Source organism: Bacillus sp. H1a (genome assembly GCF_000633475.1).
In the GTDB taxonomy this organism is placed as follows: domain Bacteria; phylum Bacillota; class Bacilli; order Bacillales; family Bacillaceae_G; genus Bacillus_A; species Bacillus_A paramycoides.
On the sequence record NZ_AYMH01000030.1, the window covers coordinates 54,323 to 69,977 of the forward strand.

The window sequence follows — 15,655 nt, forward strand, 5'->3', positions numbered from 1 at the left end:
GAATATGTACTTATTTCGCTTCTAATAATTTAACTCCTTTAAAAAAAGCACGCCATCAATTGGCGTGCTTCTAATTATGCAAGTATCCTTTTAGCCAATTCCGCGCCCGATACGCTCCAACTGGAATTTGAATGAGCGACGTTTCATTTCTGCCATCTATTCCATACAATTGATTACATAAATTTGTATCGAAACTAAGTAAAGGGTGACCGCCCATTCCCATAGCAGTCGCAGCTAAAACGAGTTTATGAACGAGGATACCAGCTTCCATTTGGTGAATACGGTATCCTCTATATCCTAATTCATTTTTATAGTAATCTTTATTTCCAATTACATGTAGACAAAGTGGTGCTTGAAACAGATTTACGTTATCCATCGTCATACTGGATTGGAGGGGATAACGAAGGTCTCCATGCCGTATTGGCTGTATGGAATGTGTTTGAATGTTATAAGCGTAAGCGCCGTTTTCTATATCTTTTACGTTATAAAAGCATCCATATAATGAGACTCGTGCATTTTCATTTAAGTAATTACCATCAAGGTCGTTGTAATAAGGGAAGGAGAGGCTCGCTTCTTGTAGTAAAGTAGCGAGCTCGACTGCATCCCATTTCGTTAAAATGAAGTCGGCATCAGGTGAATATCGTTTTTTACAAAGGTGCAAGAAATCATATGATAAACGTTCTACTTTTGGTAGTTGTAAAGTGTGGGCATTATATTGATGTCGTTCTTCATGAGTTAATGTTTGGAAGTGTTCTGTCGATTCAATCATAGATGTCGCGTTTACTTTTGTTATCATCGGATATTCATCTACATGTTTTGAGCGAACGAAATGCTCATGTGTTAAAGGCGGAATTTGCTGTAGTAAGTCATGAGAAGTAACTGTTTTATTTTCATGATGATCATCGTGAAACCAATCTGTATGTGGTTCTGTACTTAAAGGAACGACCGCGTATACACTTTCTTCATTTTCTGATAGTCCGAGTAAATGATTAATTGCCCGGTCTAGAAACTGAAAATATACCCCATTTGTGTAGCCGAATTGTTTTGCGCATTCAAGCAATTGTCCGATTAGAACGCCACTATCTAACCCTTGCAGACGATATGAAAAGTTATTGTATTTAAAGAAGTTTTTCCAAAACATAGTAGATACGAATGCAGCGCCAAAACAAGAATGTATGTTGCAACGATTGCCGAGTGCTTCTGTAAGATAAGAATCGAAATTTCCTTCGCGAAGTAAGATGAGACGATGGTGTGCGGCATCATAATGGTAAATTCCGTCTGGATAATGGTCAATCTTTAAATACATATATAATTCATTTGGATATAAAGCCCCCCCTGAAGGGATGAATCTTCGGAATAGAGTCGTTGTTCTATTATGTTCTAGGCTAGTAGTAGGTTGGCATAATTGTGTTAAACCAAATGAGTACCAAAGATAATGACCGATTTCCTCTAAGTTAGGTTTAGTAGAAGGATTACGTAATGTTAACGGGACTTCTAAAGAGAGAGGGATGACTGGTAAATTTCGATATAATTTATAAGGAAGTGGCGCATCTTCCCAATCAATCTCTTTATCGGGCGGCATAATTTCATTAATAGAGAAATGGAGATGGTGTAAAAAAGTATCTAGTTGCATCAAATTCCCTCCTTACTATAAATTATGGAAACGGATGCGGATGTGGATTTAATCCCTCATTAGTTAAAGGTTCATTTGTATAGCCGAGTGTCATCGGTACGGTATATACTCTGTCTAGTCCTGTAAGACGAGTGAGATGGTGACCAAACGTCATCGGTAACATACCTGGAATAATTACTTTTACACAATGTAATCCATTCTTTTCTATGAGGGGGACAGTTTGATCTACAACAATTACTTCAAGCTCAGATTGATGTAGTCGGTTTAAAAGTTGATTCAGGTCAGATGTTAAATCCATATCAAATGATTGTAATGCATTCACTTCTTGGAACGTTTGCACCGGAGCATCGTCACGTAAAAGGAAGTGAATACGTTCTTCAGCTTCTTTCAATCCGTATAGCATACTATGATCGCCCATTTGCGTAACAAGATAAGGATCGCGTAAACAGTTTTCATATTTTTCTTTGTTTTGATTCAGATCATCATCTGATATAAGTAACATGCCAGCTATTTCATGAATCGCAGTTTTGATTGCTCGAATGGGTTCCATATGAGCACCACCAGCACAGACGAGATTCATCCCATCTTGCCTCGTGTTTTTCGCAATCACCCAAATGCTCGGAATACCGTGTTCCATCGTTGCGTTGAAAACGTGTAATTCATATCCAGTAATCGTACGCAAGCGCTCAATCATTAATTGTAATTCAGTATCCTCTGCAGAACTAAGATCAAGACGAGGAAGAGGTAATTCTGCATACCATGTGAGTAAAAAAGCATCGCGCTCTACGATTTCTAATATGCCATGAAAAATGGCCTCTTCTAAACTACCACCAATCGCACATCCATTTGATGTTTCATACACAAAAGCATCTCGATGACCAAGGCTATAATAGGCGATTGATTCTGGGACTAGAAGTGGTCTATCTTGTGATAAAGAATATCCCCATACCCAACTTTGCTGATGATCAGGATCAAATGGTTTAAATGGAAAAGGATCACGATTATAATGTTCATTTGTATGTACACCAAGTGTGAGGGGATTCAGTGCGATATCCTCTAGTTCACGAAAACTACCATGTACATTTGTCTTTTTGCCACGAGGTGACATGCCACAATATCGTTCTAATCCTTCCAAAATAGCAGTTGATTCACTGAGTGCGAATGAATTAGTTCGGCCCGCGACACCTTCATTCCCAAACATTAACGGCATATTTATAATGACATCAGCGAACGGTAATAAAGAATGCTGCATTTTGCCGTTTAAAATTCCGGTTCGATAATCTAAATAATCTTTCGTTAAAAATGTGTTTAGCTCATGAATCGAACGACAGCGATACGCTTCACTGCTCGTTTTCAAACTCGGTTGTAAAGAAATCTTTGATGCATCGGCTGTATCGTCAGACAAATTGCTACATACTGGACAGAGAGGATCTGGAAGAAAGGAATGCCGGGTACATTGTAATGTTTGTAAGTCTAGTAAAATAAGTTCGTTTTCTAAAGAAGAATGTTCAGTAGATAATATTTTCTCTGTTTCAGCATGAATGAGCTGGCACATTTGTAAAATTCCATTTTGGGTGGCGCGTACATCACGCCTCGTCACATCATTTGCTTTTAACGCATATTTCCGCTGTAATTCCCACATTTCTCGTTGATCAAAGCCAGCTATAAAGCGACGGCCATCAGCACAGTTGGTACATCCTGTGGCAAGAGGGGGAATGTAAGGGCCGATAATCCCTTCACCAAATGAAGTGAACCCCCGAAGCCATGGAATGTTACTTGAGCGAAAGATAAGTTCAGCATCATGATGAACGGAAGAAGGAGAGCCATCATGTAATACAAGAGCGAGATGAATATTTTCAGGGAGAGTTTCTGTAATTGTATGTTGGCGGATGATGGAGTATTGTTTACACAATTGATCATGTACATAGTCTGCGAGTAGGCCATCTCCTATTAGTAGTATGTTTTGAGTCATTTGCTTTCACCCTCCTCAATTAATACCCCATATACACCATCTAAGTTATCTTTTAGAAATGACTCAATTGCTAAATCAAAAACGAATGGATAAAAATTGTTTTCTGCTAAATTTTGCAGGGCAACCTGTAAAGACTGTACGCCTGGAACTTCTTGTATTTCTACCCTAAAAGAATCAGTACTACATAAAATAATGGATGATTCCGGCAAAATATTAGCTCTATAAGGAACCTCTTCATTTTGAATATGAAGGAGTGCTTGTTGCAGAGCGTTTCTTAGTGCCAATGTCATATTAATATTTGCTGCACCATACCATCTATCATTTATACCGACCCAAACGACAGGAAAACCGAGTAATTCCTCACTCACTCCAACTTTAGGCGTTTCATGAATTGTAGAGAGAGCATTGTAGTAAAATCTACAATGGTTATCATGTATTTCGGTTAAATCTAGTTCTGTAATTTCTTCTAGCATATGTGATTGCCGTTCACACAATTTATTATTTAAATGTTTTTGTAGTGCACGGTATACACCTTCTATCATCGTTTCACCAGCACCAATACCGATATCATTATGTTCAGGAATAAGGCGATGAATGATTTCCTCTACATATGTTTCAACCCCTGTTAAACCAGCTTCGCGGCGCGCTTCATTATGAGTTAATCCACCACAAGTTATAGTAGGAAGGAGAGTGCTAGGTCCGTCTGATAATGGATTTGCGACTTGAATATAGCACTGTGATAAAGGTAATTGATATAAATTTTGTTCATCCCACATATGGAATATACCAGCTTCTCTAGAAGTTAATGTATCAAAAAAGCGGAAAATTTCAGTTGAATCAAATTGTTCGGAACGATGTGCAAGGTTTTCATGAAGATTTTGCACTGTATCAATTGTAAAGCTTTCATCAGTTGCGAGAGGATGCTTTATAAAGGGATGCCACTTTCCCTCAAGTGTTTCAAAGTTTAATAAATAGAATTGCGGGTTATTCTGTCGATGTGAATCGTCAGCGACATGTTTAAACAATTCAAAAACGATAATATTTGCTAACATTGCACCTGTAATTGGTGAGAAAGGCTCTGGTGGATTTTCATTCTGCAAAGTAGCTTCATGTAGCCGATGCCATGCTGATTCCCAGCATTCTTCACGCTCTGCTGTTACGACAGGTCCAGCTAAACCGATTCTTGATAAGCATATAGCAGGGATGAAATTTTTCCCTTCATCTCTACAAATAGCATGTATTGCTCTTAAACTTTCAATATCTCCATTTTGAGAAACGTATAAAATCCAGTCGAAAGGCTCGAATACTTCATGTAAAGGACGATCGATTGTAGTATCTATTTCTTGTATAAGTACATGATCATCATTTGCATAGGCACGTTCTATTAGTTCATGAATTCGATCGTAGTTTGTTTCGGCACGATCTGTAATAAGATAATGAAATGTAGGTAAGCCGGATTCAAGCAAAGAAGAAACTAGGGAAGTAAGCATATCCCCAGAACCAATTATAAGTACATTTGCTGTGCGGTACGTTTGGAATTTTAAAGCACCTGAATGGGAATCAGCTTCTAAAAATTCAATTTGCGAAGCATATCTGTCGAGCAGTGCATCGTTTAATTCGTGAGGAGCATCTTGGCTTACATCACGAACGAAACCATTTTCATATAAAATCTCTCCAATTTCAAACACTCGATTTTGATAGGGGAGAGGGAGACCAGCCGTCAATTCCTCTAAAGAGTGATTACCATTAAACATAGGCATTAATTTCTCAATCCAATTATAAATTCCATCACCATCCATACGGAATGAACTGGAGTTATTTCGAAAATAGACACCCCCGTTTGAATCGGGGAGGAAGAAAGTATCTTTATTTGTTTTGAGTTTCGTGTGAGTCGGAAGAGTGCTCATTTTTATCCCCCTTATGTTTTGTAAGCATACATTATTAGTCTATGTAGTGCGATTTGTCCCTTATGAGCATAAAAAAAGGCTGTAGAATGGATTCATTCTACAGCCTTTAATAGACTCTTAGTCTATCAACCTTCTAATAACAATGATTTTGGATCTTCAAGCATATCTTTAACAGCAACAAGGAAGCTAACTGCTTCTTTACCATCAACAATACGGTGATCGTAAGATAGTGCAAGGTACATCATTGGACGGTTTTCCATACGCTCGTTATCGATTGCAACTGGGCGTACTTGGATTTTATGCATTCCTAGAATACCTACTTGTGGGCTGTTTAGGATTGGTGTCGACATTAGAGAACCGAACACGCCACCGTTTGTAATTGTAAACGTACCACCTTGTAATTCTTTTAATGAAAGTTTGTTATCACGTGCTTTTTTACCCAATTCACGAATTTCGCTTTCGATTTCAGCGAAGTTTAATTGGTTAGCATCGCGTACAACTGGAACAACTAATCCATCTGGAGCTGCTACTGCAATACCGATATCATAGAATTTTTTAATGATAAGCTCGTCGCCTTGAATTTCAGCATTTAATAATGGGAATTGTTTTAATGCTGCAACAACTGCTTTTGTGAAGAATGACATAAAGCCAAGACGTACATCATGTTTTTTCTCGAAAGCATCTTTGCGTTCTTTACGTAATTCCATGATTGCACTCATATCAACTTCGTTAAATGTTGTTAACATTGCAGATGTTTGTTGAACTTCTACAAGACGTTTTGCAATTGTTTGACGGCGGCGGGACATTTTCACGCGCTCAACTGGTTTTTCGAATTCAGTTTTTACAGCTGGAGCAGGAGCTGGACTTTTTGGAGCAGCCGGTGCTTCTTTTGGCGCTGTAGCATGAGCTTGTACATCGTGAGGTCTCACGCGTCCAAGTGGATCTGTGCTACGCACATCGTTTAAGTCGATTCCTAATTCACGAGCCATTTTGCGAGCAGCTGGTGATGCGATAGGACGATTTGTATTTGGTAAACCTTGAAGAGCTTTATTTTGTTCAGCACTTTGCGTTTCAGCTTTTGGTGCTTCAGTAGTTTCTTGTTTTGGTTGCTCAGCAGCTGGAGCAGGTGTGCTTACTGCAACTGCTGCGCCATTAGCATCTAAAATTGCGATAGTAGCACCAACTTCAACTGTATCTCCAGGTTCGCCTAGTAACTTCGATACAATACCTGAATCTTCTGCAATGATTTCTACATTGACTTTGTCAGTCTCAAGCTCAACAACGCTGCCACCTTTCTCAACTTTGTCGCCTACGTTGATAAGCCATTGTGAAATAGTTCCTTCTGAAATAGATTCTGCAAGCTCAGGTACTTTAATTTCGATCATTTTAAATGTCCTCCCCTTATTTGCCTAACGGTGTGTTTTGTCTTCTTTAATCTTCGGTAATCTCCATTTGTTAGCCCGACTTGGGCAGAATATCTGCCCAAGTAGAGCCTGAAAAATTCATTGTTACTTTCAGTTGCTGTAAACTTCAATTTCTTGTTTATCTTGACGGAAGTTGTACTTCACGTCTAAAGCGTGCGCAACGATTAGTTCTTGCTCAGCTTTGTGAGCGAATGGATCGCCACCAGATGGACTAGAACGATCAGGGCGTCCAATATAACCTGTTTTCACTTTATCGCCAGCAAGTTCGAACAGAATTGGAGCCATGTAATGCCATGCACCCATATTACGAGGTTCTTCTTGAACCCAAATGATTTCTTCTAAGTTTTTAAAGCGTTTAATAATAGATTGAACTTTTTCAGCAGGGAATGGGTACAACTGCTCGATACGAACCATATGAACTTCATCTAAGCTGTACTCATGCTTACCATTGTCGATCTCTGCTGCTAAGTCAATCGCCATTTTACCTGTGCTTAAAACAAGACGTTTTACTTTGTTTGGTTTCATACCAAGGTTTTCTTGTTCTAAAGCAGGTTGGAAACGTCCTTCACTTAACTCACTGCCTGTTGAAAGTGTAAGTGGGTGACGTAATAAACTTTTCGGCGTCATAATTACTAACGGTCGAACAGCTTCTGTTCCTAAGATAGATGCTTGACGACGCAAGATATGGAAGTATTGTGCCGCACTCGTTAAGTTTGCAACTGTCCAGTTATTTTCAGCAGCTAATTGTAAGAAACGCTCTGGACGTGCACTAGAATGCTCTGGTCCTTGACCTTCATAACCGTGTGGTAATAGAAGAACTAAACCTGATTTTTGACCCCATTTTGCTCTTCCTGCTGAAACATATTGATCAAATAACGCTTGCGCAGTATTTGAGAAGTCACCGTATTGCGCTTCCCACATAACAAGAGTTTCTGGAGCGAATACGTTATAACCATATTCGTAACCAACAACAGCAGCCTCTGATAACGGACTGTTATGAACAGAGAATGAAGCATTGATATTTGGTAAACGATGTAATGGTGAATATGTTTCATTTGTATCAGTATCGTGTAATACGATATGACGATGCGCGAATGTACCACGCTGTGAATCTTGACCAGTTAAACGAATTGGCGTACCTTCTTGTAAAATAGAAGCGAATGCTAACGACTCAGCAAGTGCCCATTCAATTTTACCGTTCTCTTCAAGAGCATCTTTACGGCGCTCAAGAATTTTCTTCACTTTTGGATATACGTTAAAGCCTTCAGGCCAAGATAATAGACCTTCATTAATTGCACGAAGTGAGTCAAGTTCAACACCAGTGTCAATCGGCTGGATGCCTCTTGCAACAACATCTGGAACTTTAACGTGAATTGTTGCAGCACTCGTATCAGCAGGTGGCACTTGTGCGTATTCAGCTTTTAATTGCTCTTGTATAAACTGAGTAATTGTTTCAACCTCATCTGCATTCAGAACACCAGCAGCTTGTAATTGATCTGCATAAATTGCTCTTACAGTTGGGTGATTTTTAATCTTTTTGTACACTTGTGGCTGCGTAACTGCTGGATCATCCATTTCGTTATGACCGTAGCGACGGTAACCGATTAAATCGATTAAGAAGTCTTTTTTGAACAGCGTACGATACTGAATCGCAAGGTTAGCAGCAGCAAGACAAGCTTCCGGATCATCAGCGTTCACGTGAACAATCGGAATGTCGAATCCTTTTGCAAGGTCACTCGAATATTTCGTAGAACGAGAATCATAGCTATCAGTCGTAAAGCCGACTGCATTATTTGCGATAACATGGATCGTTCCGCCAGTTTGATATGCGTTCAATCTGCTTAAGTTCAATGTTTCAGATACAATACCTTGACCAGGGAATGCAGCATCACCATGAACTAAAATTACGAATGATTTTGAAGTATCTTGTTCTGGAAGACCAGATTTTTTACGATTTTCTTGAGCTGCACGTGCGAAACCTTCCACAACAGGGTTAACGAACTCAAGATGACTTGGGTTATTTGCTAATGTAACACGAGTACTAACTTCTTCATTACCAACGACTTGTTCTCTACCTAAATGGTATTTCACGTCGCCAGTCCAGCCAGCATTTGCCTTTACGCCCTCTATTTTTGCATGTTTGAACTCAGCAAACATGTGACTATATGGTTTCTCTAATACGTGAGCAAGTACGCTTAGACGACCGCGGTGAGCCATACCAATCATGACATCTTCTACGCCACCTTTAGCACCTTCTCGAACAATTTCATCTAATACAGGTACAAGCATATCAACGCCCTCGATAGAGAAACGCTTTTGACCAACGAATGTTTTATGCAAGAATTGCTCGAAACCTTCAACAGCTGTTAAACGTTTTAAAAGAGCAGTTCGTTTTTTATTTGATAATGGTTGACGCAATGAATTTGATTCCACCATTTGATGCAACCACGCGCGTTCTTCACTATCTTGTATATGTGAAAATTCATAAGCTAAAGATTTTGTATAAACGTCTTTTAATCTATGAATTACATCAAGTGCAGTGTGAATACCTTCTGGTGCATCCTGCCATACTGTTTTAGCCGGAATCGCTTTCAAATCAGCATCGCTAAGTTCGCTCATTGCTTTCTCGATAAGAGATTGTCCATTTGCAGCATCTTCCATTGGATTAATGTGAGCCAACGTATGCCCGAAAGAACGAATCTGCTCAACAAGTTGAACGACCTTAAGAATTTTTTCAATGTTTCCTGTGTTTTGAGGAGAAAAATTTGTTGCTGTGTTGTCCCCTGTTACGACATCATCTTGGAACGCAGGAGCTCCAAAAATTTCAAAAAGCTCTTGTAATTCCGGATCAACAGAACCTGCTCCAGTTACGTAAAGATCATACTGTTCAATAACATAACCAAGGTTCGGACCATGGAACTTGGCCCAAGGGTTTGTCGTTGTATTCTTCCTCGTCATTTGTTTAAACCTCCCAATGCATATAATCCTTTTCCTATACAAAAAGGTGCATTTTGCTCTTTTCAATAATTGATGAATCAATAATCAATGTAAATGTTTTCTTTACTCTTATGTTATTACAATAATTTACATAATACCAAACACTATTACTTATCTGTTTTGTAAAAAAACATTCACAATAACTTATCACCCAAGTTAATCTTTCATGTTATAAAGTAATTTTACAGAAAAAGGGGGTGGATATATTTGGTATACCTACATTAATAACTATAATTGTTGCATTTAAATATAGGTATAATCGTTAGAATGTTTCAATAAAAACGAGTTCGAATTATGTATATTGAAATAATAAGCGCTTTCATTGATATTATACAACAATATAACGGAATATAGTATAAAAAATAAAAAATTATGAATTTAGCATAAACTTTATTTCGATAGTGTTAAATATTAAAAGGAAAATGAAGGATTTCTACAAAAAAAGTGGCTATACATAAAAAATGCTTCATAAACCGTTAGTTTCTATAAATATGGCGAAAAACACCGTAAAAACAACAGCACATTTCATTGAATAAAGAGAAGAATGAAATGGTTTAAAAAGATAAAACAAATATGGAGATATTAAATTTTTATAAAAGCGGGGAGGAGATATAGTAACGGATATATACATTGTTCCATGTTTCGTTGCAAAATAGACGTGTTGAAACTGGAAAAGTTTCTTCTATATAAATAGAAAGCAAAATAATCTATATGAATGTAAAGGAACCTTGACGTAAAGGTTCCTTTACATATATACTCGGTATAAGGAAGGAGGGAGAAATTTCCTTGGAAAATAAAATGGTCGAATACAGAAAGAAATTAGGACTATCTCAAGAAAAATTGGCTGAAAAGCTAGGGGTTTCCAGACAAACCATTATCTCAATTGAAAAGGGGAAATATGATCCATCACTTCCGTTAGCATTTGAAATCGCAAAAGCATTTCAGACAACGATAGAACATGTATTTATTTATGAAGGGAAAGAAGAGGGGGAGTAGGAATGAATTATTCACAAAAGTACTTTGTTATTATGGGAATTATTTTTCTAGTTATGAGTGGATTTATGATATTAACAGGTATAATGACGCATTCTGCACCACCAGCTATAACTTATCCATTACTTGCGATGATGATCATGTGTTTTTGCTTAAGCTACTTGCACCCGCAATTTAAAGAAAAAGATGAGCGAATGAAACTCATTCGTTATAAAGGAATGTTCTTCACCTTTTTTGCACTAACGGCATATTACCTTCTTTTCTCTATTGGTTTAAACTTAAAGGTAATTACACTATCTGCAACTGAACTATTGAACATATTAATGGCACTAACGATGAGTACAGTCTTTATCTCATTTGTTGTTTTGTCTAAAAGATATTAAGATGTAAGAGAGAAAGGAAGATTAACAAATGCAAATGATGTACGCTTTTGGTATGGGGCTTATTTTATTTTTGGCGGTATTCTTATTCATCCGTAAAGACGTCCAAGGCGGGACGTTAACGAAAAGAGGATTCTATAAATTAATTGGCTGTTTAGTCTTTATGTTTATAGCGATCATCGTATTAATCGTTCTAATTAATAAGTCATTATAGAATTTTAAAATGGGACCTTACATTTAGTAAGGTCTTTCTTTTTGAAGTTAAAACCAAAAATCACCATAAGAACTATTTACTGACTATATCGTGTATTACATAATCCAATATAATGATAGATAAGGAGAATAGTATATGAATAAAAAAACTATCTTCTTTTTATTAACATGTTTACTATTTGTAGCTAGTATTACTTATATAGTATGTAACAAGAGAGAACAAGTACCACCTATATTAGTATGGGAGGATCAGGAATACTACGTTACGAATGAACCTGCAAAAGCAGAAGAAATTGGGAAAAGGCTTGGCGAAGTTACAAAGAAAATTGAAACAAGCGAAAAGCCTACTGGAAATAGTGAATCTAATATATTACAAGAAAAAACAGAAGTGTTCGCAATGATTTTAGAAGAAGAGGATGATAAAACACCTTTAGTTGTAAAAGAACCTTATAGTGAAGAATATAGAATAGTCAGGCCGATGTTAAAACAAGTACTATAGTATAAAGTGAAGAGAAATTTTTTGATAGAGGGCAGTGAATATCATGAGGTGGAAAGCGGGAACTTTTGAAAAAATAGACACGAAGGATTCATCTATTGAGCAACTTATACATACATTCAAGGAACAAAACCTACATGGTGGAGCGGTTATAGGCTGTTTTAAAGTACATAACGAAAATTTTTTCAAAGGAATACCTTATGGAGAAGATGGACACGAGCACTTTTTCAGAAGAATCTTCAACTCTTTAGATATAATCAATAACTTAGAAGAGTTAAAAATAAATACATCAGAAAAATATAAGTTTCATTTTCAAGACAGTAACGCAGTAATTGATGATTGTCTAGGGGGAACTGTCTTTAAAATATAAGATCATGTGTAAATCTGATAAATTTCAAAAGAAACATGTATTAGATTTCAGCTAGTGATGTGTATGTTTACATGAAATAACAAAGAAAAACCGACTCCTTGTCAGGAGTTGGCTTTAATAAATATCCTACTCTAGTTAGAGTTACGGTTTCGCAAGTGATTTTCATACTCTGCTAACCATACTAACATCAAGTTTTTTAATTCAATAGTTTCAATTTCACAAGTATTTTCTCCATCTTCATAAAAACGGTGTAAAATTTTTGTGTAATCTGCTTGTATTTCTAAGTTACAACTATTTCCGCTTATCTCAAGAAAATCTAATTCCCTATTTAATACTTTATCTAAATACTGTATACCATGATTGCTATGAATATCATCTTCTAATAAAACTGCAACTAAAGAAATTTTTTCTGGTAATTCAATCATTAGGGTATTTAAGGAACCTTCATAAATTCTATATGTATATTTCATAAGTAAATAATGTCTCCTTTATAAATTAGTAGAGTGGAAATGCTGAAATGATTCTTCCGTTTGAATCAATAAATAATCTAATCTTCATACCATTTGGAGCGGTAACAATATACCTATTCCCTCTTCCGGAGTAAACTTTATTATTATATGCTACTTCAATGGCTTTGAGGACCTCTGTTCTACCCCAATGATCCGGGAAAAATGTTGAAGGTAATGTTTTAGGTACACCATTTACTGAAACTTCAGCTTCGTATACGCCATAACGGTTTGGTGGTCTTGTAACTCTTAGAATTTCTCCTTCGGCTTCCTTTACGGGAGTGAACGTTGTAAATAGAAAGTGTAAATCATTTAAGGTACGGCGAGTAGTGCGCGTTTACTTTAAACGTTTTCCTTTTAAACGATTAGAAGACAACAAAAAACCTTTCCGTTACTAACGAAATAGGAGGTTTCCATACCGACATACAGTTTGGCTGTGTACCGCAACCCTGTCGGCTAAATCAACGAGTAAATCATCGCATAAAAATAGCGCTCTACCCGTTGATAGAACGCCATTTTACCGTACTGTATGACCCCGGAGAGGCTCGAACTCACGACCTCCACCCTGTCAAGGTGGCGCTCTCCCTGCTGAGCTACGGGATCAACATTGATTTAAAGGCTTTTTCATGGATTTATATAAACGAAATTCTATTAAAAAAGCAATGGTTATTGTAAATTACGTGACCACAATGTGACCACAAAATATTAGCCTTAACTGTTTGTATATGGGTAAATCTCCTCGGTATTTGAGGGGATTTTTTATTACAAAACGCATTACACAGTTAGCATGAATTAAGTATTGGAGTAAAGAAAAGCTTTTTTAGACCAAGATGTTTATACAAGTGTATGTAGAATAGAAGCAAGGAGGGGATAATACAAAGCGAGATAATGGACTGCTTTAGAGTAAAAGATAAACTAGCAATTATGATTAGGGGTGATATCAAGAAAGGTAGGTTTGATACTTATGATGGTGGGGGATACTTTCGACATATTACAGTCCTTTTACTACAGGAACAGGATATAGCAGCCTAACCTACACGTCACTGTATATGTTTTTGATACGACACGAGGAGTTATTCCACGTTTTTTTAGTCAGGTTTCGTATATGGAAAACAAGCGATAACAGTAGTTAAAAATATTCTACTTTTATTAGTTTTGGATGTGGACTCTCCATGGATAAATTATAACGAGGATTCCCTAGGATAACTGTCGCCTCAAATGCCTATGCGAGACAGTTTTTTAATTTGTAGAAAATAGTTGTAAAATTTGGAGTTAAATTAATTGAAGAGGTTTTTCTGATTTGTTAGAATGATACTAGTTAGTGATGTGGAATACATCTTAACTAAAAATATTATTTAGGAGGTACTCGGAATGGGTAGACTCGCTCTAACATTGGTAAGGGATCAAAATAATGATCCACAAAAAAAGGTGAAAACCTATAAAGGTAAACAGTATACTAGCTATAAAGTGGATGTAAACATATTATCGCTAAGAAAATTTAAAGAGCTTTTAGACTGGGATGAAGTAAATCCAAGAGATCCAGATGACAAAGCTACACCAAGTAAAGCAATGAGAACGACATTAGCTACAGAGACGGATGATATCTTTAGCACCTTAAATGGTGGCGTTTTATTATCAGCAGAGTCGTGTGTTTTTTATAAGGATAAGAAGACAGGGCTTCACATGATAGATATCGTGTTGGCAGATCCGTCTCTTCACGGATATATTGATGGTGGGCATTCTCTAGATGTGGTAATGGATGCTGAAAATATAAAAGCAGATATACAACACATAGAGTTTGAGGTAGTTTGTGATATCGGACATGAGCTAAAGGAAAAATTGGCAGAAACAAGAAATACTAGAACACAAGTTACTCAGATTTCCTTAGCAGACCATCGGGGAGAGCTTAATCCAATAAAAGAAGTTTTATCTAATGAATGGTATGGTGAACATATAGCTTATGCCCAGAATGAATTAGGGCATATAAAATGTGAGAAGCATATTATACCTTTAATAACTGCTGTTAACCCTAAATTGTCGGACGCTGCTGTAAGACAAAGTTATACTGGAACAAGTAAGTGTTTAGAGCATTATCTAGCAGATACGGAGTTTATATCTGAATTTAAACATTTGCTTGTAGGTCTTTTGGAGTTTCACGATTATTTAAAAGAAAATATACCTGCTACTTATAACTATTATGGTTATAGTCCAGAAGGGAAACCGCTAACACCAGGGCCAGGTAAATATAAATACAGAGCATTAACAAGTATAGAAAATAAACCAGATGAAACCTTAATTTTCACGGATTTGACGAAAAAAAGCCCTTATGTTCCTAAAGGCTTCTATCTGCCAGTAATTGCGTCTATGCGACATGCGTTAAAGCTAGATGATAAAGGGGAAAGATATCAGTGGGTAGTTAGCCCAAATGAATTATATGAAGCTAACAAAAAAAATATCAATGATATCATCTTTAAATATTATTACTTGAAAGGTCAGATGCCAAACCCTACAGGGAAAATTAAGCATCTTTGGGAAGAGTTAGATAGGGTGGTTATAGATCATCTAAAGGGTATGGAAGAAAAGCGTCAAGCAGACAGATTAGCGTTACTCGAAAAATTAGCATTAGAACATGGAATAAACCTTTAATAAAAAAGGAGACCCCTAATAAGGGAGTCTCCTTTTTTATGCACAGAGAAAAGACCGATTATAAAACCGTAAGAGCAGCCTACCAGCTGCTCTAATAATATAAAAGTGGTTAAGAGGA

At 36.9% G+C, this 15,655-nt stretch carries 11 protein-coding genes, 1 tRNA gene and 2 pseudogenes; 6 read left to right on the forward strand and 8 right to left on the reverse strand.

All coding sequences use genetic code 11. The features are described from left to right. Positions 1-70: 70 nt before the first annotated feature. The 5 genes from U860_RS0115015 to odhA all read right to left on the reverse strand — a co-directional run bounded on the left by U860_RS0115015 (position 71) and on the right by odhA (position 9,894). A complete protein-coding gene (locus tag U860_RS0115015; RefSeq protein WP_025149188.1) occupies positions 71-1,633 on the reverse strand; it encodes a SagB family peptide dehydrogenase in 1,563 nt (520 codons plus the stop codon). Positions 1,634-1,655: 22 nt separating this feature from the next. Beyond that, positions 1,656-3,605: a TOMM precursor leader peptide-binding protein gene (locus U860_RS0115020; protein ID WP_025149189.1), complete on the reverse strand. Its 1,950-nt coding sequence runs from the start codon at positions 3,603-3,605 to the stop codon at positions 1,656-1,658. After that, a complete protein-coding gene (locus U860_RS0115025) occupies positions 3,602-5,512 on the reverse strand; it encodes a putative thiazole-containing bacteriocin maturation protein (protein WP_025149190.1) in 1,911 nt (636 codons plus the stop codon). Before U860_RS0115025 ends, U860_RS0115020 begins: the two co-directional genes overlap by 4 nt. A gap of 125 nt (positions 5,513-5,637) precedes the next feature. Continuing rightward, positions 5,638-6,897 (reverse strand): 2-oxoglutarate dehydrogenase complex dihydrolipoyllysine-residue succinyltransferase, encoded by a 1,260-nt coding sequence (gene odhB / locus U860_RS0115030; protein WP_025149191.1) that lies wholly within the window; start codon positions 6,895-6,897, stop codon positions 5,638-5,640. 129 nt (positions 6,898-7,026) lie between these two features. Further along, the gene (odhA, locus tag U860_RS0115035; protein ID WP_025149192.1) at positions 7,027-9,894 is read right to left on the reverse strand and encodes a 2-oxoglutarate dehydrogenase E1 component; all 2,868 of its coding nucleotides are present in this window, start codon (positions 9,892-9,894) and stop codon (positions 7,027-7,029) included. An 825-nt stretch (positions 9,895-10,719) separates the two neighbouring features. Here odhA and U860_RS0115040 point away from each other — a divergent pair. From U860_RS0115040 to U860_RS0115060, 5 genes and pseudogenes are all read left to right on the forward strand, one after another. Continuing rightward, on the forward strand, positions 10,720-10,929 hold the full coding sequence (locus U860_RS0115040) for a helix-turn-helix transcriptional regulator (RefSeq protein ID WP_025149193.1): 210 nt from the start codon (positions 10,720-10,722) through the stop codon (positions 10,927-10,929). A gap of 2 nt (positions 10,930-10,931) precedes the next feature. Then, positions 10,932-11,309 (forward strand): hypothetical protein, encoded by a 378-nt coding sequence (locus U860_RS0115045; protein WP_002170905.1) that lies wholly within the window; start codon positions 10,932-10,934, stop codon positions 11,307-11,309. A 28-nt stretch (positions 11,310-11,337) separates the two neighbouring features. Then, positions 11,338-11,520: a DUF3976 domain-containing protein gene (locus U860_RS0115050; protein WP_025149194.1), complete on the forward strand. Its 183-nt coding sequence runs from the start codon at positions 11,338-11,340 to the stop codon at positions 11,518-11,520. Between the two features lie 135 nt (positions 11,521-11,655). Continuing rightward, a complete protein-coding gene (locus U860_RS0115055; RefSeq protein WP_025149195.1) occupies positions 11,656-12,018 on the forward strand; it encodes a hypothetical protein in 363 nt (120 codons plus the stop codon). A gap of 43 nt (positions 12,019-12,061) precedes the next feature. Then, positions 12,062-12,334: pseudogene (locus tag U860_RS0115060) on the forward strand (hypothetical protein); the annotation flags it as partial. A 182-nt stretch (positions 12,335-12,516) separates the two neighbouring features. Here the strand turns inward: U860_RS0115060 and U860_RS0115065 are convergent. From U860_RS0115065 to U860_RS0115070, 3 genes and pseudogenes are all read right to left on the reverse strand, one after another. Continuing rightward, the gene (locus U860_RS0115065) at positions 12,517-12,855 is read right to left on the reverse strand and encodes a hypothetical protein (protein WP_025149197.1); all 339 of its coding nucleotides are present in this window, start codon (positions 12,853-12,855) and stop codon (positions 12,517-12,519) included. Between the two features lie 25 nt (positions 12,856-12,880). Then, a pseudogene (locus U860_RS33395) lies at positions 12,881-13,150 on the reverse strand (EndoU domain-containing protein); the annotation flags it as partial. 271 nt (positions 13,151-13,421) lie between these two features. Next, positions 13,422-13,494: transfer RNA gene (locus tag U860_RS0115070), tRNA-Val, on the reverse strand. 768 nt (positions 13,495-14,262) lie between these two features. On the opposite strand from U860_RS0115070, the gene U860_RS0115080 reads away from it, so the two are divergent. Beyond that, positions 14,263-15,537 (forward strand): AIPR family protein, encoded by a 1,275-nt coding sequence (locus U860_RS0115080; protein WP_025149198.1) that lies wholly within the window; start codon positions 14,263-14,265, stop codon positions 15,535-15,537. Positions 15,538-15,655 lie beyond the last annotated feature (118 nt).

What these genes read in the sequence shown, in the direction of transcription:
- U860_RS0115015 (WP_025149188.1), bottom strand. Translation starts at nt 1,633, where the DNA reads ATGCAACTAGATACTTTTTTACACCATCTCCATTTCTCTATTAATGAA.
- U860_RS0115020 (WP_025149189.1), bottom strand. Translation starts at nt 3,605, where the DNA reads ATGACTCAAAACATACTACTAATAGGAGATGGCCTACTCGCAGACTAT.
- U860_RS0115025 (WP_025149190.1), bottom strand. Translation starts at nt 5,512, where the DNA reads ATGAGCACTCTTCCGACTCACACGAAACTCAAAACAAATAAAGATACT.
- odhB (WP_025149191.1), bottom strand. Translation starts at nt 6,897, where the DNA reads ATGATCGAAATTAAAGTACCTGAGCTTGCAGAATCTATTTCAGAAGGA.
- odhA (WP_025149192.1), bottom strand. Translation starts at nt 9,894, where the DNA reads ATGACGAGGAAGAATACAACGACAAACCCTTGGGCCAAGTTCCATGGT.
- U860_RS0115045 (WP_002170905.1), top strand. Translation starts at nt 10,932, where the DNA reads ATGAATTATTCACAAAAGTACTTTGTTATTATGGGAATTATTTTTCTA.
- U860_RS0115050 (WP_025149194.1), top strand. Translation starts at nt 11,338, where the DNA reads ATGCAAATGATGTACGCTTTTGGTATGGGGCTTATTTTATTTTTGGCG.
- U860_RS0115055 (WP_025149195.1), top strand. Translation starts at nt 11,656, where the DNA reads ATGAATAAAAAAACTATCTTCTTTTTATTAACATGTTTACTATTTGTA.
- U860_RS0115065 (WP_025149197.1), bottom strand. Translation starts at nt 12,855, where the DNA reads ATGAAATATACATATAGAATTTATGAAGGTTCCTTAAATACCCTAATG.
- U860_RS0115080 (WP_025149198.1), top strand. Translation starts at nt 14,263, where the DNA reads ATGGGTAGACTCGCTCTAACATTGGTAAGGGATCAAAATAATGATCCA.